General features: G+C 55.8%; 14 protein-coding genes. 7 read left to right on the top strand and 7 right to left on the bottom strand.

The genetic code is table 11. The features are described from left to right. Positions 1 to 483 precede the first annotated feature (483 nt). The 4 genes from DQG23_RS33970 to DQG23_RS33955 are packed head-to-tail and all read right to left on the bottom strand — an operon-like array spanning position 484 to position 4,600. Complete coding sequence (locus DQG23_RS33970) at positions 484 to 1,599, bottom strand: GerAB/ArcD/ProY family transporter (protein WP_158560837.1); 1,116 nt, start codon at positions 1,597 to 1,599, stop codon at positions 484 to 486. Positions 1,600 to 1,621: 22 nt separating this feature from the next. Then, positions 1,622 to 1,849: a hypothetical protein gene (locus DQG23_RS33965; RefSeq protein ID WP_113035486.1), complete on the bottom strand. Its 228-nt coding sequence runs from the start codon at positions 1,847 to 1,849 to the stop codon at positions 1,622 to 1,624. Positions 1,850 to 1,855: 6 nt separating this feature from the next. Continuing rightward, entirely contained in the window at positions 1,856 to 3,055 is a 1,200-nt protein-coding gene (locus DQG23_RS33960) for a Ger(x)C family spore germination protein (RefSeq protein ID WP_238178164.1), read from the bottom strand. A gap of 15 nt (positions 3,056 to 3,070) precedes the next feature. Then, the gene (locus DQG23_RS33955; RefSeq protein WP_113035485.1) at positions 3,071 to 4,600 is read right to left on the bottom strand and encodes a spore germination protein; all 1,530 of its coding nucleotides are present in this window, start codon (positions 4,598 to 4,600) and stop codon (positions 3,071 to 3,073) included. Positions 4,601 to 4,782: 182 nt separating this feature from the next. Between DQG23_RS33955 and DQG23_RS33950 the strand changes: the two genes are divergently transcribed. Continuing rightward, on the top strand, positions 4,783 to 4,983 hold the full coding sequence (locus DQG23_RS33950; protein ID WP_113035484.1) for a YwbE family protein: 201 nt from the start codon (positions 4,783 to 4,785) through the stop codon (positions 4,981 to 4,983). Positions 4,984 to 5,216: 233 nt separating this feature from the next. Here DQG23_RS33950 and DQG23_RS33945 read toward each other — a convergent pair whose 3' ends face one another. The 3 genes from DQG23_RS33945 to DQG23_RS33935 form a co-directional block, all read right to left on the bottom strand. Next, positions 5,217 to 6,143: an aldo/keto reductase gene (locus DQG23_RS33945; protein WP_113035483.1), complete on the bottom strand. Its 927-nt coding sequence runs from the start codon at positions 6,141 to 6,143 to the stop codon at positions 5,217 to 5,219. Positions 6,144 to 6,277: 134 nt separating this feature from the next. After that, positions 6,278 to 7,198 (bottom strand): helix-turn-helix transcriptional regulator, encoded by a 921-nt coding sequence (locus tag DQG23_RS33940; protein ID WP_113035482.1) that lies wholly within the window; start codon positions 7,196 to 7,198, stop codon positions 6,278 to 6,280. 206 nt (positions 7,199 to 7,404) lie between these two features. Continuing rightward, a complete protein-coding gene (locus tag DQG23_RS33935; protein ID WP_113035481.1) occupies positions 7,405 to 8,100 on the bottom strand; it encodes a phosphatase PAP2 family protein in 696 nt (231 codons plus the stop codon). A 320-nt stretch (positions 8,101 to 8,420) separates the two neighbouring features. Here DQG23_RS33935 and DQG23_RS33930 point away from each other — a divergent pair, with 320 nt between their 5' ends. The 6 genes from DQG23_RS33930 to pheT all read left to right on the top strand — a co-directional run bounded on the left by DQG23_RS33930 (position 8,421) and on the right by pheT (position 17,013). Next, entirely contained in the window at positions 8,421 to 9,524 is a 1,104-nt protein-coding gene (locus DQG23_RS33930; RefSeq protein WP_113035480.1) for a Gfo/Idh/MocA family protein, read from the top strand. Positions 9,525 to 9,643: 119 nt separating this feature from the next. Next, positions 9,644 to 10,501 (top strand): DUF6807 domain-containing protein, encoded by an 858-nt coding sequence (locus tag DQG23_RS33925; RefSeq protein ID WP_113035479.1) that lies wholly within the window; start codon positions 9,644 to 9,646, stop codon positions 10,499 to 10,501. After that, entirely contained in the window at positions 10,498 to 11,508 is a 1,011-nt protein-coding gene (locus tag DQG23_RS33920; RefSeq protein WP_113035478.1) for an NAD(P)-dependent oxidoreductase, read from the top strand. The genes DQG23_RS33925 and DQG23_RS33920 overlap by 4 nt, the downstream gene beginning before the upstream one ends. A 500-nt stretch (positions 11,509 to 12,008) precedes the next feature. Then, positions 12,009 to 12,575 (top strand): hypothetical protein, encoded by a 567-nt coding sequence (locus tag DQG23_RS33915; protein ID WP_113035477.1) that lies wholly within the window; start codon positions 12,009 to 12,011, stop codon positions 12,573 to 12,575. 892 nt (positions 12,576 to 13,467) lie between these two features. Continuing rightward, on the top strand, positions 13,468 to 14,502 hold the full coding sequence (pheS, locus tag DQG23_RS33905; protein ID WP_113035475.1) for a phenylalanine--tRNA ligase subunit alpha: 1,035 nt from the start codon (positions 13,468 to 13,470) through the stop codon (positions 14,500 to 14,502). Positions 14,503 to 14,580: 78 nt separating this feature from the next. Continuing rightward, on the top strand, positions 14,581 to 17,013 hold the full coding sequence (pheT, locus tag DQG23_RS33900) for a phenylalanine--tRNA ligase subunit beta (protein WP_113035474.1): 2,433 nt from the start codon (positions 14,581 to 14,583) through the stop codon (positions 17,011 to 17,013). The last annotated feature ends 14 nt before the right edge of the window (positions 17,014 to 17,027 follow it).

Below are 17,027 nucleotides of genomic sequence, written 5' to 3'. Positions count from 1 at the left end.
TGATTTTATCCGTTTCACCTATTATGGATGAAATCAACGAAAATACCTGTAGTTTTTCCATCAAGATGCCGACTTTTCATGTTTTAAGCAGAATTAGCTGTAGTTTTTCCATCAAGACCCGGGACCCAAAGCAGGGCATGAACGGAGCTCCCGAAAGTCATTTCCGTTTCCATTTTCATGCCCCATCTGTCGCTTAATAATGCCGAATCAACAAACAAATACGCTTCCACCCACTTTAACAGTGGCTTGGAAGCGTATTTGTTTCTATTATGGGAATTACCCATTCGAAATCTAACCCTATGGAACAGACAGCGGAGCCAGGAGACCGGATAGGGAGCATATCGAAAGCTCCGTTCAACGGGAATAGGCTCCTCGGCCACGAGGTCTGACCCGCGGCCGGCTGCTGACCGTCAGCGAAGCGGCCGAAGGCTGTCAGGCAAAGCAGCGCCGCACTCCGTCAGCTTCGCACGAGGTGTGATCCCCTTATTTTTCGGCTGAAGCGGGACGTTTCAGTCTCTTTTTTCGTCGCGTTAAGCCTATGAAAAACAAGAGCGCCGGAATGAGAAGGGCGAACAAGATGTCGATGATGACCCAGTAGCTTACTTTGGCGTTGAAATAAACGATGTTCGGCGAAATGATGAAGGCTAGTCCGAATACGATCATGCCTGTAGGAACGGTAAGCTGCCGGTAGTCCCGTAGGTTGAACAGCTGTGCGGAACCGAGGATGAGGCCGTAGTAGAACAGCGATATTTTGTAATAAGTGGAGACGATCCAATTGACGGCCAGCAGCGCTTCGAGACGTTCCACAAAGTGTCCGATGCTAATTTTCTGCGCGATTGCGTAGGAGGCATAGGAATGATAGGCGCTTAGGTTCGGGCCGAGCACGAGAATCGAAATGAGAATGAGCAAGCAAATCGTCAAGCCGCCGAACAAAACGGCAAGCATGTAATCCTTTTGCAGCTTGGGGTTATGCGCGACATACGGAAATATCATAAGCAGCACGATCAGCTCGCAGAACGGGAACGCGAAAATAAACAAAGATCCTCTCAGGATGGAGGGGATTCCCTGGCCAAGCATGGGCTGAAGCCTGTCGGAATGGAATTGCGGAAGCAAAAAAACGAACATAGAGATGAGCAATACCGCAAAAAGCGGGAAAAATACCTCGCCCGCTCGCGCCAGCGTCTCCAGTCCGCTTTTGACAGCCCATATGATGAGAATGACGATAATCAGGTGAACGGCCCGAAGCGGCGTTTCCGGCAAAAATTGCGTGGTGATGAAGTCGCCGATTTCCCGGATCAACGCAGATATATTGATGAGAAAGTAGAGCAAATACAGGACGGAAACGGTTCCGCCCGCCCACCTTCCCAGCAGCGCACGATTATGCTCGATAAGCGTCTTGGGGCCGTAGGTTTGTCCGATCCGGAATATCATCCAGGCGATCAGAAGGCCGGCCGTCATCCCGATCAAGCCCGAGATCCAGGCATCCTGCTTGGCCTCCTCGGCGACAGAGGAGGGAATGACCAGCAGAGATTCGCCAATGACGGAAAAAATAACAAGTACGGACAGCTGCTTCGTGCTCAAACGCCCTTTTTCCAGCATTCGCTTCATCCTTCTCCCATATTTATTTGGGGAACAGCCAGTCGTTTATCGGCTTGAAAACGGTGACGATGATATTCAAGGGACTGGGCAGCGCAATCAGCCGAATTGCGATGATGCTGAGCACGGTGCCTGCAAGCAGTGCGGCGATGTGGACGACGGCTTCTTTGTACCAGCGTTTCCTGAAAAGCGGCGGCAGTTCGATCATACCTACCGAGACTGCAACGAATAGGACGGCAAAGGTTCCCCACATCGTTAGCTACTCCTTTACGATTTCCTTTAACGCTTTATTCGCCAAACCAACCTTTCGGATATGCGTCTCGGCCTCGTAATTGACCTTGAGCTTGACGAAATGCTCCTCCCAATCGTTCTTCACCAGCTCCCAAGCCTTTGGATCCGAACGGTATATCGCTTGGCCGAAGCCGAAAATGTCCGTTTTGAATTCGTTCTGGACGACTTCGACGGATTTTTGCATAATTCGGATCGTCTTCTCTTCGCTCTGCGCCTCCAGCTCTTTGATCGTCTCCGGGTCTTGAATATCGATCAGGCAATCGACCTCGCCGATATTGACTTCGTTCATGATCCGGACGTCGATGGAGGGCTTCCCGTCCTTGACACGTCCTTTTACATCCGTATGGCTGCGGATCGTTTCGAGGGCAAGCTTTCCGCCGTCCGGACAAATCAAGTGGCCGACGGTGCTTTTCACATCACTGATGATATAATTGTAGCCTTTGCTTTCCTCTTCGTTCAGCCAGCCGACCAAGCGATCCTTGCGGAAAACGGCCAATCCGGAATAACGCAGCGTCGCCGACGATTCGATCTCCTCCACATTCGCTTGTTTTTTGCCCATTTCTTTGTCGCCGGTAACCGTGATTCCCGTCAGTACGGGGCTGACCCCTGAACTCATTAGCTTATCGAACAAAATGTCCATCGTCACGATCGCCGTAGGCGCCCAGGACTTCGCAGACGTTTCGAGCGAATGAAACAGCTTATTGGCCGGAATTTTTTCGAGCGGCGTCATTATTTTTAACACTTCTTCGGCGGACGTGTGTCTGGCAACCATTACATAAAAATCGGACCGCAGCTCGGGATCGCGTATCGAAAGATCCATGACGCCGGCGATCCCGTCCTTCGCAATCGCTTCGCTGAATACGAGCACCCGCGTGTGCGCGCCGTAAATTTGACGTGGACTTGTCTCCGTCAGCTTGCGAAAAGCCTCAAAGAGGGTAGGGGCAGTCGCTTTGTACATCGTTACCGGCGAACTTGTGCTGACGGCTTTTCGCGCGCTAACCTCCCCCGGAACGACGATCTGCACGGCCACCTGATATTGGTCGCCGACCTTATCGATCGCGGTGCCCATCTGAATGCCGAGATCGTTCAGCTCTTTGCGGTTCCAGCATCCAGCGAGAAGAACGATCACCAATCCGAATGCAAGCATGCCCGACCCCATCCTTCTCATGCGGCCACCTCCGGTTTATCGTCTGATATGCTTTCTTTTCTGCCGGACTCGGTTCGGGCTTTGGCCGGAAATCGGACGTGTCAGCATGCTTGTCCAAGGAATCCGGAACAGCGTATCCTTATGGTCCTGCAAGTGGAACGGGCCGAATGGACTCATGTAAGGCACGCCGAACGAACGAAGCCCGGTCAAGTGCAGGACAAGCGGAATAATGCCCGCCAAAAGGCCGAACAGCCCGAACGAAGCCGCCAGCCCCATCAGGATGAAACGGATCATCCGGACGGAAATGGACATCCCCGGAGCCGGTATGACAAAGCTGGAAATGGCCGTAATCGATACGATAATGACCATAACGGCCGAAACGATACCGGCTTCGACCGCCGCCTGGCCGATGACGAGCGTACCGACGATGGAGACGGCTTGACCGACTGTCCGAGGCATCCGAACGCCGGCTTCGCGCAAGATTTCGTAAGTAATCTCCATCATCAGCGCCTCGATGAAGGCGGGGAAGGGAACGCCTTCCCGCTGCGCGGCCAGACTAATAAGAAGGCTGGTCGGGAGCATTTCCTGATGGTACGTCGTCACGGCGATGTAGAGGGACGGCGCCAGCATGGCGATAAAAAAACCGGTAAAACGGATGATCCGAAGCAATGTGCTGATGTCGGCACGCTGATAGTAGTCTTCCGCAGATTGGAAAAAGTGAATGAACAGGGCGGGGACAAGAAGCACGAACGGAGAACCGTCCACGAGAATGGCGACTCTTCCTTCGAGCAGACCGGCTGCGATCGTATCCGGACGTTCCGTATTGTAGACGGTCGGAAAAGGCGTGAGCGTTCTGTCCTGAATCAGCTCCTCGATATAGCCGCCTTCCAGAATGCCGTCGATATCGATGCCGTCCAGCCTCCGCCGGACTTCGTCGACTATGCGCTCGTCCGCTACATCTTTCAAATACATGATGGAAACGTTCGTTTGGGTAATTTTGCCGATCTGCCTGCTTTCCATCCAGAGCTTGGGATCTTTGATTTTACGGCGAATGAGCGACGTATTCGTCCTTATATTTTCCGTAAAAGCCTCCATCGGGCCGCGTACGACGGCTTGCGAAGTCGGTTCGCTGATGCTGCGGTCCTCCCAGCCCGCCGCGCCGATCCGGATGCCCAAGGCGCATTGATCCAGCAGAACGAGAACGTCGCCGGACAGCAGATGGTTGAAAAGCGAGCCGAAGTTGTCGAAGGAACTCGTGTCTCCTGCGACGAGCACATGCTTCGTCAAGTAGCGCAGCCGCTCGCAGCCCTCCAAGAAGGCCGCGTCGTTCGTATCCGGCTTGTAGACCATCATCGACTCGAGGATGGCGTTGTGGACGATTTGAAGATCCACCAAGCCCTCCATATACAAAACGGCGGCTTGCCAGCCTGCGACACAGGTCATTTCTTTGACGATCAGATCGGGACTTTGCCCGAGCATGCTTTTGGCAAGCTCCAGGTTTTGAAACAAGCCGGTATGAAGCAGAGCGCGTTTGCCGGACGATTGCGTCTCGTGTTGGGAAGTCATGAACGGCTCTCCTTCGTTTTGCGGATTATCGGTTGTTTGTATTATGACCGGAATGTCCGCAATCTATCGCAAATTATGGAAACGCGGGATAGCGAACGTTTTCGTTCATCCACGATATGTGGTAGACTGCTACAGGAGAAGCGCGTCTTCTTCATCGCAGCATGAAGGACGGGAGGACTAGCATGAACGGGCAAATCCGTACGAATATCGTGCCGGGCATCGAAGTGAACATAGTTTTGAAGCAGGATCAGCGCACCGGCAAGCTGACCCGCGGCATCGTCAAGGAGCTGTTGACCAAATCGCCGACACACCCGCACGGGATTAAAGTAAGGCTTACGGACGGCCAGGTCGGCCGGGTCAAAGAAATTATTGCAGGCGCGTAAATGACAGCGTCAGCTGCATGACCGGTCCAAAATAAAAACCCGCCCGCTCCTCCGATGAGGCGCGAACGGGTTTTTCAGTTTATCGGGATGCTTACCGCGCGGGAACGGTTTTTTAGACCTGCGTGCGGTAACCGCTAGCGTCATATAGCGTCAAAAATCGTATAAGGCGTTATTGGCGAAAAAAGGCGATCGCAGGAGCCGAATTACAGGATCGGCGCGCGAGACGGTTTCGCTTACTCTTGCTCTTTCCAAGCTTGCGGATGCGTGTCCGCCACATAATCGACCGCTGCGGCATTCGCTGCGACCTGCGCTTCGTCCTTGCAGCCCGGAATGACGCAGGTTACGGCATCGTGCTTCAGCACCCAAGCTAACGCCCATTTGGCCATATCCATGCCCTCAGGCACTTCATTGCGCTGAATTTGCTCCACCGACCGCAGCTTCTCCGCCGTCTTGGCTGCGTCATGGCTCCGCCTGACGTCATTCTCGGCGAAGACCGCGCCTGGCTTGTATTTGCCGCTCAAGTAGCCGCTGGCGAGCGGAACGCGGGCGAGCACGCCCAGATCCTGATCTTGGCAGGAAGGAAACACGCGGTTCTCCGGCAGCCGGTCGAGCCGGTTGTAAACGACCTGAATCGCCTTGGCGTTCACGCGGCTCGCGGAGGAGGTTTGATGGAGATTGTCGTTGCTGCCGATCGAAATGCCGAGATGGCGTATTTTGCCGGCTTGCACCTGCTTATCGAGAAGCGTCCACAACTCGTCGTTGTCGAACATTTCATCCGTGCCGGAGTGGAATTGATATAAATCGATATAGTCCGTCTGCAAAGCCTTCAGCGAGCTATCGAGCTGCTCCTGTACGTCGGCGGCCGTCCATTGCTGCGTACGCTCCAGATGGCCGTGGAACTTGTGGCCGAATTTCGTCGCTACGACCCAATCCTCGCGTCCGCCTTCGCGCAAATACCCGCCGATCAGCGATTCGGACAAGTGATCGCCGTAGCATTCCGCCGTATCGAGCAGGTTGATCCCGAGCGCCTTCGCTTGATCGAGAATGCCGTTCACTTCCTGCTGCGAGTATGATTTGCCCCACTCGCCTCCAAATTGCCAAGTCCCTAAACCGATGACCGAAACCTTCATATTCGTCGCGCCAAGTCTGCGAAACTTCATGGGATCACTCCTTCGTTAACATAAATTGAAAGATTGTTATGCCGGGTGCCGCTCATTTTGACTATAGATTTTCTCGGCCTTAAGCGCAAGCGAACGGGATAAAGCAAACGATCCGAAGTCCGGCCAAAGCCGGTTTATTCGTAATTCGCCGCTACGCCTAGCGCAAGCTCCCGCAATCGGGAGCGTATAGGATCGGGTTCGAGCACCTTGAGCTCCGGGCCGAAACTGAGCAGGAGATTGGCGACCCAAGATTCGTCCGGAAATTCGGCGTGGACGAGTAATTTTCCATTCTCCAGCGTCTCGATGTGCCGTATATGATTTTCGAGCCTCCCCCTGAATGCCGGCGGCATCTGAAGGAGAACGGGAATTTTGGGGCTTCGCAATTCCCAATGCTCAAGTGGAATAGGCGGATTGAGCCGCCGTTCGAACGTTTCGAGTTCGATCCGAAGCTCATTGATCCTGGATAAGCGGAACGTCCGAAAATCCTTGCGTAACCGGCAGTATCCGTATACGTACCAGGAAAACCATTTGAGCGCGAGTCCCATAGGCTCCAGAATTCGTTCGCTCTCTTCGCCTGCGGAGCTGATATACCCGAAGCGTACCAAGTTGTTGTTTTTGACCGCTTGCCGCAGGTCGGCGAACACTTGCTTCTCGGCATTTCCGTTCCGCCACGGATTAATATCGATTAGAAGATTTTCCGAGGCCGCGTCCGTCTGCTGCTTTTCCGTACGGGCGACCAGTGCGCCCACCTTCTCCAGCAAGCCGCCCATTTCCTGTTCGCCAAGCGCGCTTTGGATCCCCTTCAGCGACGTCACTAGTGAGGAAAGCTCGCCGATCGACAGAAATTGCCGGTCGAGCCTGTAGTGCTCCATAATTTCATAGCCGCCCGTGGCTCCGTCGTAGGAGACGATCGGAATCCCCGCTTGATTGATAGCCTCCATATCGCGGTACACGGTTCGCAGCGACACCTCGAAACGCTCCGCCAACTCTTTGCCGCTTACCCGTTTCCGGTTCAGCAGCAGCATGGTAATCGCGAGCAGCCGGTCCAGCTTCATTTGTAACCTCCGTTTAAAGGGATCTTTCGTTACGGCGCATATGATCTTCGAACAGTATACCATGATTTCTTGATTAACGTTTCGGCTGCGAAGCCGCACTGCATGCAAAAGCCGGACATCGTCTGGCGAAGTCCGGCCGGGCAAAGTCATTAGGTACGGTTGCTTTCTTGCGTTGTCGTTAGTATGGGGCGCAAGCGTGAGCGCTTTTAAGCGGAAATTTTCGTGGAGGCCGATGATTTCAGCGCCATCTTGCCCGGCAAGCCGCTTGCAGCTTCGGATCTCCGGCGCGCGAATATTCCCGTCAACAGCCCGAATACCGGGAACAGCAGCTCTACCAGGAAGATGGAGCCTGCCGCGTCAAGGATGACATGCTGCTTGATGAGCAGCGTCGAAGCGATGATCGTCCAGCTGAAAACCCCTGCAGCGATACGCGTGAACCTCCCGAAATTGCCGCTAGCCGAAACTCCTTTAATGATCAAATAACTCGTCAGCACGTGGATGCTGGGGAAGCAGTTGTACGGTTGATCCGTTGCATAAATAAAGCGGACGAGGCTGTCGAAGGCTCCATCCCCCGTCACGAGCGCCCGCGGTACGGTCGTTTGAAAAACGGCGTAAATCGCATACGAAACGATCAGTCCCGCACAAAGCGTAATGAGCGTTTGGTAATACGCCTTTCGGTTTTTGAGGAAAATCGCGACAAGCATAAGAAATACGAACGGATACCAGAGCAAATAGGGAACGGCGAAGGCCGCTTCGAACGGGATGATGTTATCGAGGTCGGTAACGAGGTTTCCCGCCCCGTTTTTCCCGTGATTCAGCAGGGCGTAGAAAACGTTCAAAACCGGAATCGCCAGCAGCCAAAGCAGGGGCCGGTAAGCGGCAAGTTTGTTTTTCATCGTCATTTTTATCGATCACCTTCCGCAAAGACATTTATAGTTGTATTTTACTTGCACCGGGGGCGAGGGGAAACGGACCGGCGGCGGTGATGGAACTGGACCAAAGGCGGGAATAAATTTGACCGATATCGAGTATACGGAAACCTGGAACGAGCGCGGAAAGGGATTTCTCTCATCGGATTCGAGCCTTCCATTCCCGGGTTTGACCGGAAAACTGGAAAGCATAGCTGTTTTTGAGAAACATTCGACAGGCTTGGAGAAGTGAAGCCGGTGAACGATCGCCTATAATGGCTCTGAGAAAGCGCTATTATGGGAGGGCTGGAGTTATGGGGAGAAAAATTCGTATGGCTATAGCGGGGCTTGGCTTCGGAGCGGAGTTCATTCCGATTTACCAGGACCATCCGCATACGGAGATGGTTGCGATCTGTCAGCGCAACGAGAAAAAGCTGAACGAAATCGGCGATCATTTCGGCATCGCAAAGCGGTACACGAGCTTTGAGGAGCTTCTGGCGGACGATGAAGTGGATGCGGTCCATATCAACACGCCGATTCCGGATCATGCGGCGCAGAGCATTGCGGCCTTGAAGGCCGGCAAGCATGTGGCTTGCACGGTTCCGATGGCGACGACGATCGAGGAGTGTTTGGCCATCGTCGCTGCGCAGAAGGCGTCGGGCCGAACGTACATGATGATGGAGACAGCCGTGTACACGCGGGAGTTCCTCTATGTAAAAGAGCTTGTCGAAAGCGGAAAGCTCGGCAGGATTCAGTTTCTGCGCGGCTGCCATCAGCAGGAAATGGCCGGCTGGCCGGGCTACTGGGAAGGGCTGCCGCCGATGCATTACGCCACGCACGCGGTGTCGCCGCTGCTGGCATTGTCGGGGAAGGAAGCCGGCAGTGTCGCCTGCTTCGGCTCCGGTCGCATCGAAGAGCGGCTGGCGTCCAAGTACGGCTCGCAGTTCGCGGTCGAATCGGCGTTGTTCCGGCTGCGTGACTCGGAGGTCGCGATGGAAGTGACCCGATCGCTGTTTGAAACGTCGCGCGAATACGTCGAAAGCTTCGACGTTTACGGCGACAAGATGAGCTTCGAATGGCAGCGGCTGGAAGCCGAGGAGCCGATCGTGTTTAAGGGAGAGGAAGGAAATCGGGTGCGCATTCCGGATTTTGCCCATTTGCTGCCCGAGCCGATCCGTAAATATACGACGGAGGGCGTGTACGACCATGCGGGCAACACGCATTTGTCCTTCAAGCAAGGCAGCGGGCACGGCGGCTCGCACCCGCATCTCGCCCATGAGTTTGTAATGAGCATTGTGGAAGGCCGCCGTCCGTTCCCGGATGCGATAACTTCGGCGAATTGGACGTGTGCGGGCATATGCGCGCACGAATCGGCTATGCGGGGCGGCGCGCACGTCGACATTCCGCGGTTCGGCTGAACACGAGAGGATAGCAAGGGCATGAAGCAAACGAAAGACGCGGCGCTTTATGCGATACATTCGCCGGAGCGCACGTCGACAAACCGCGGTTCGGCTGAACACGAGAGGAGAGCAAAGGCATGAAGCAAACGAAAGACGCGACGCTTTACGCGATACATTCGCCGGAGCGGATTTCCATCTACCGCAGCGGGCAGGAGGAGCCGATCGCGGTGCAGCAAGCGGCCGCGCACACACGGCCTTTCATACACCCGATTACCGGCCCCGACGGTATCGGAACGCTGACCGAGAACGCACCGTCCCACCACCCGTGGCAGCATGGCTTATACGTGGGATTGAACAAGGTGAATGGCGTAGGGTTTTGGGAGGAGGGGCTGCGCGGCAATGCGACCGACGGCTCGTTTCATCCGAAGCCGCTTGAAGTGCCGTGGACCGAAGGGAATAAGGCGCGCTGGCAGGTAGAAACGGAATGGCACAGTCCTGACGGCGAAACGATGCTGATCGAGAAGCAGGAATGGTCGCTTGAAGATCTCGGCTCCGGCTATCATCTCGATCTGGTTTGGACGCTGCATGCGCAGACGGATATTGTGTTCGGGCAACATTCGTACGGCGGATTGTTCCTGCGGATGCCGTTCCGTCGCGAGGAGGGCGGCGAAGCTGTAAACGATAGCGGACAGGCGAATCGGGATGCGGAAGCGCAGCCTGCAAGGTGGGTGGCGGTTAGCATGCCGATCGAGGAAAGGGATGACTGGTCCGGCATCGCGCTTATGGACCATCCCGGCAATCCGGAGCATCCGGTACGCTGGCGGGTCGACGGGGAGCTGGGCATCGCGCCGAGCCGCTGCATTTCCGGCGATTGGCGAATCGCCCAAGGACAATCGGCGGCGTACAGACACCGCGCGTTCGTGTTTATCGGACGGACGAATGCGGAGCGCGTTCAAGAAAGCTGGAATCAATTTGCGGGAGGGGAAGGACGATGAGAAGCGTTATTGTCGTACACCCGCGGTTCGAGGCCATTTGGCCATTTGCTGCGGATCATTTTCGCGCGCTGTGGGAAGCGCAGGGCGCGGTCGAGTTTGTTCGGTTGGAGCATGGCGATGATCGGAAGCTGGGTGAAATCGTCGGGGATTGCCGCGGCGTGGAGCGGCTCGTGTCTATATACGTACCGGTGACGGAAGACTGCATAAGCAGGTTTACGGATTTGCGCGAAACCGTTCTGTACGGTCCTGGCATTACGGCGGAAATGCGCGAAGAGCTTGTTACGCGGGGAGTACGCGTATATATGCACCGAAGCGAAGGCTTCTGGGGACAGTCCGTCTCCGAATTCGCGCTTGCGCTTACGCTGTGCGGATTGCGGCGTATTCCGCAAACTTATCGGGACATGATTGCGAGCCACGAGACTTGGGCTTACGAGCCTGCCGGCGGACTCGGCAAACCCGGCACGAGAGGCCAGCAGTTCGGCGACGATCCTAATTTCGCGAACGGCACCGTGGAGGGCAAGCGTGTCCGGATCGTCGGCGCGGGCAATATCGCCAGCCGGTATGCGAGCTTCGTTAGTTTTCTCGGCGCCGATACGGCGGCTTGGGATCCGTTTGCGAGCGAGCCGAGCTTTCATCGGGCCGACACGCGCAGGGAGTATCATCTGGACCGGCTTGTCACGGATGCCGAAATTTTCGCTCCGATGGTCCCGCTGACGGAGAAAACGAAGGGACTCGTTACGGCTGAGCATATCCGCGCTTTGCCTAAGGGATGCCTTGTCGTGCTCGCGACAAGGGCAGGCATATGCGATATGGAGGCGCTTCGCGAACGGGTGCTCAACGACGAGCTCAGCTTGGCCGCCGACGTTTTCGACATCGAGCCGCTCCCGCTGAACGATCCGCTTATCGGCCGTCATAACGTCGTGCATACGCCGCACAACGCCGGTCGTACGATCGATGCGAACAGAAGATGGGCCGAAGCAATCGCCGAGCAGTTCGCGCCCGTATAGAAATAAATGCGGGACGGTTAATGCGCGGCTGCGCTGCGAGCTTACCGTCCCGGCATAAAACGCGGGATACCCGCTTGCGGGAAAGACGCGCGGCGCGAAGGTTGGAAGTGCCGCTATGGCGATGGCTTGCTTCTACGGCAGCCCATCAAACGTATAGTCACCGGTCAAAAGCGACAACGCAAATCGATATCGTATTTGGAAACGCCGCGAGGCGTTTTTCTTTTGAAATGCCGGTAAAAAGAGGATGGTAATCCGATCGAGGCAGGAGCGAATTTTTGTAAATGAAGTGACGGAGCGTGTCTGATGCAATTGGAAGTGAAGCCAACGTTTACTGAGCCTGCCGGCAATTCGCCGTTTGGGGGCTAGTGAAGAAAAGGTGATTATCAGTGGGCGTCGCCGATTTCCGCGTCACTTTTCATGAAACAATTTAGCGCGGAGCTTCGTCTTTAGAGGCAGCGGGAGGAAAAAGCCCGGCGTAAACGTTACAGGGGGGATAACGTATGAAAAAGGCCGCAATAACCGCGCTTCAGATCATTCTGTTTACGGCGTTTTTCGCATCATGGCACATGATTCATCCGCAAAAGGGATTTGCCTGTTCATGCGCGGGTCCGAATTCCGTTCAAGAAGAGCTGCAGAAGAAGGCGGCCGTTTTTTCCGGTAAGGCGGTAAGCGTAAAAACGAGCGGGGGCTTGCTCCGTTCGTCGGCCGACCCTGTGGAAGTGAAAATTGAAGTGGATAAGGTGTGGAAAGGGGAGCTCGGCAAAACTCAACTCGTTTACACGGCGAGGGACGGCGCAAGCTGCGGCTTCGGCTTCGAGAAAGGCAAACAATATTTGGTCTACGCATACAGCGATAACGACCGGCTGGTGACGAATATGTGCGACAGAACGAAGCTGATCTCGAATGCGGCGGAGGATTTGAGCCTATTGAAGGAAGGGAAGCTGCCGTCTCTCGAAAACAGGCAAGCCGATCCGGATTTTACGGGCTGGTACATCCTTATAGGAGCCATTTTGCTGGGAGTCGCGTCTTATATCGTATTCACCGGGTCAAAAAGAAGGCGGAGATAGAGTATATTTTTGCGGCAAATGGGGAGACACCCAATCCTTCAGGGCGTTTTCAACGTAGGATGTCATGCGTCTACTAATAACATTACACGAAGGGTGGATGAACAAATGGGCAATGTTGCAGGACTTGGTTTCGGTGGTTTTACTTCGACCGGCGTCATTCTGGTGCTCTTCATCCTGCTTGTTATCGTAGCTTGCGCATGCATGGGGGGGTTTAGCTGCGGCTGCTAACTTTTAACGTCAAATGTGCGCGATAGAAGCGGCGCAAACGGGAAGGTCCTCGTCCGGCGGGCGGGGGCCTTCCGCGCGTTAAGCTGTTTTTCGCAGCGCTTTCGAAAAGCCGGATATTGCCGAAAAGCGGCTTCCGAAGCTTATACGAGCGCTCGGTTAGCGGATTTTCCGGGGTTTCGCGGCCGTATTGCCGCTCAAAGCTTGCAACAATGTGCGCTTTTGCATATAATAACTGTTAATATCCATACCGAAATGCAACGACGGAGAAAAGTACGCAGTGCTTCTTTACAGGGAGAAGGCGCCGGAGATTGAGAGCGTCTTTAAGGAATCAGGCTGCCGAAGTTCGCTCCCGAGCAGTCCCTTGAAACCGTGCGAATGCCGGCAAGTAGAGGGTACCGGCCGCAGGCCGTTATCGCAATGAAGCGAAGACATGCTGGCGCATCGTTCTGAACGGGAGCGCTGATGATGTTTATCGGGGTATTTTTCGTGTCATGCGAAATGGTCCGAATAACGTCGAGCATGGCTTAACAAGGGTGGTAACACGGCGATTTCGTCCCTTAACAGGGAGGAGGTCGCCTTTTTTGTTGCGGTTCAACGGATTTTTCCGAGATAGGGGGATTTCGCCTACCGCACATCGGATCATCAAAAAGGAGGCTAACCGAAAATGAAACAACGTTTGGAGGCGCTCAAGCAGGAAGCGCTGCAGGAGCTCGAGCAGGTGGCAAGCAGTCAGCATCTGAACGATCTGCGCGTCAAATATTTGGGCAAAAAAGGTCCGCTCACCGAAATTTTGCGCGGTATGGGAGCGCTCAGCGCAGAGGAGCGCCCGGTAATCGGGCAGGTGGCGAACGACGTCCGCGCCGCGATTGAGGAAGTGATCGAAGCGAAGCAGGCGGAGTACCAGCGGCAGGAAACCGCTAACCGGCTTGCCGCCGAGACGATCGACGTTACGCTGCCGGGCCGTCCGGCCGCACATGGCGCCACGCATCCGCTCAGCAAGGTGATCCAGGATATCGAGGACATTTTTATCGGAATGGGCTATACGGTAGCGGAAGGTCCCGAGGTGGAGCAGGATTACTACAACTTCGAAGCGCTCAATTTGCCGAAAAACCATCCGGCGCGCGATATGCAGGATTCGTTTTATGTGACCGAGGATATTTTGATGCGTACGCATACTTCGCCGGTCCAAGTGCGCACGATGGAGAAAATGAAGGGCGCCGCGCCCGTTAAAATCATTTGTCCGGGCAGAGTGTACCGCCGCGACGACGACGACGCGACTCACTCCCATGTGTTTACCCAAATTGAAGGACTGGTCATCGACCGGAACATTAAAATGAGCGACTTGAAGGGAACGCTGCTGCAGTTCGTGCAGGAGATGTTCGGCAAGGATACGCAAATTCGTTTGCGTCCGAGCTTCTTCCCGTTCACGGAGCCGAGCGCCGAGGTCGACGTAACGTGCTGCATGTGCAAGGGAGCGGGCTGCCGTACTTGCAAGCAGACGGGCTGGCTCGAAATTCTCGGCTCCGGCATGGTGCATCCGCGCGTGCTCGAGATGGCCGGCTACGACCCGCAGGAATTCAGCGGCTTCGCCTTCGGAATGGGCGTAGAGCGGATCGCGATGCTGAAATACGGCGTCGACGACATCCGTCATTTCTATACGAACGACCTGCGTTTCCTTAAACAGTTCGTGCAAATTTAGGCTTGAGCCGATACAACCGCGCTATCCGGATGATACCGGAGGCCGATTATTTCTGGAAGGAAAGGGAGTAGCCAAACAATGAAAGTTTCCTATAAATGGTTATCGGATTACGTCGACGTTTCGGGCTTCACGGCTGCGGAGCTGGCCGAAAAGCTGACGCGCAGCGGCGTCGAGGTCGACATCGTGGAAAACCTCAACAAAGGCGTCAACAACGTCGTCGTCGGCTTCGTCAAATCGAAGGAGAAGCATCCCGACGCGGATAAATTGAATGTTTGCATCGTCGATGCAGGGCAAGGCGAGGATCTGCAAATCGTTTGCGGAGCGAAAAATGTGGACGCCGGCCAAAAGGTGCCTGTCGCGCTGGTCGGCGCGAAGCTGCCCGACGGTCTGCAAATCAAACGCGCGAAGCTGCGCGGCGTCGAATCGCAAGGAATGATCTGCTCGGCCAAGGAGCTCGGCCTTAACGACAAGCTGCTGCCGAAGGAGATTCAAGAAGGCATTCTCGTGCTGCCGGAAAATACGCAAATCGGCGCGAGCATACTCGATGTGCTTGCGATCGACGACCATGTCCTTGAGCTGGATTTGACGCCGAACCGTTCCGACTGCCTCAGCATGCTGGGCGCAGCCTACGAGATTGCGGCGATACTCGGCCGCGAAGTGAAGCTTCCGTCGCCGGAAGCGGGCATTCAGGCGAGCGGAGCGAAAGCGGCGGATGCCGTAAGCGTAACGATCAGCGCGGCGGAGGGCTGCTCGCATTACAGCGCACGGCTGCTCGAGGGCGTAACGATCGGCCCTGCGCCGCTCTGGATGCAGAACCGCTTGATGGCGGCAGGTATTCGCCCGATCAACAACATCGTCGACATTACGAACTATGTCATGCTTGAATACGGCCAGCCGCTGCATGCTTTCGACGCGGACCGGCTTGAAGGCGGCCGGATCGACGTCCGCTTGGCGCGCGAAGGCGAAACGATCGTTTCGCTTGACGATGTCGAGCGCACGCTTGAGCCGCATATGCTTGTCATCGCGGACGGCGTGAAGCCGGTTGCGATCGCAGGCGTGATGGGCGGAGCGAACTCGGAGGTGACTCCGGGCACGACGCGTATTTTGCTCGAATCGGCGAGGTTCGCGGGAAGCACGGTTCGTAAAACGTCCCGCCAGCTCGGACTGCGTTCGGAATCGAGCGCCCGTTTCGAGAAGGAAGTGAATCCGGAAGGCGTCATTGCAGCCTTGAACCGTGCGGCTTCGCTCATTTGCGAATATGGCGGCGCCAAAGCGGCGGCGGATATCGTCGAAGCGGTTGCGCAAGATCATAAGCCCGTACAAGTGAAACTGGCGCTGACGAAGGTGAACGGCTACCTCGGAACGTCGTTGTCGCTGTCTGAAGTGAAGGCTATTTTCGACAGGCTGCATTTCTCTTATGACGCGGAAGGCGAGGAGACGCTTGTCGTTCATGTGCCGAGCCGCAGAGGCGATATTACCCGCGACGTCGATTTGATTGAAGAAGTGGCGCGGCTGCACGGCTACGACAACATTCCGACGAGCTTGATGAACGGCGTAACGACGCCGGGTTCACTGACGAAGGAGCAGCGTATTCGCCGGACGGTGCGCGGGTTGCTGACGGGAAGCGGGCTGCACGAGGTGGTTGCCTACAGCTTTACGCATCCTCAGCAAATCGGGCAATTTCCCGGACGATATCCGGATGCGAAGCCTGTAGCATTGGCGCTGCCGATGAGCGAAGAGCGGAGCGTGCTGCGTACGAGCCTCATCCCTCATCTTCTCGATACCGCCGTTTACAACCGGAACCGGAACAACGACGATATCGCCGTTTTTGAAATGGGGAAAGTGTTCGTCTCCCGCGAGGAGAAGCTCTCGGAGCTGCCGGAGGAGCGGCTGCTGCTTTCGGCGCTCTGGACGGGCAACCGCCGGGGCACGCACTGGACCGGTAAAGCGGAGAAGGTGGACTTCTTCGACGCGAAGGGCGTGCTGGAGAAATTGTTCGCTTACCTCGGCGTAGACGTAACATTCGCGGCTTCCGCGAACGTGGACGGATTCCATCCGGGCAGAACCGCCGTCCTGTCGATCGGCGGAACCGAGATCGGAACGCTCGGACAGCTTCATCCGGAGCTGCAGCAGGCGAAGGATTTGGACGACACGTATATTTGCGAGCTGGAGTTGGATACGCTTAGCGGTCTTGTCGGCTTTGACATCGCCTACAAGGCGCTTCCGCGCTTCCCGGCAAGCACGCGTGACATCGCTGTCGTCGTCGACCGCGGAGCCGCCGTCGGGGCGCTTGAAGCCGCGGTGCGCGAAGCGGCGGGCGAGCTGCTGGAGTCGGTTCACGTGTTCGACATTTACACCGGCGAGCGTCTCGGCACTGACAAGAAAAGCGTAGCGCTTGCGCTCGTATATCGCCATCCGGACCGTACGCTGAACGACGAGGAAGTGGCGGATGCGCACGGCCGCGCCGTAGCTGCGCTCGAGCAGCAATTCGGTGCGGAGCTGCGGAAGTAGCGAGGGCGGCGTTA

Source organism: Paenibacillus contaminans, from assembly GCF_003285015.1.
Lineage (GTDB): Bacteria > Bacillota > Bacilli > Paenibacillales > NBRC-103111 > Paenibacillus_V > Paenibacillus_V contaminans.
This window is presented reverse-complemented; position numbering and strand designations above follow the sequence as displayed.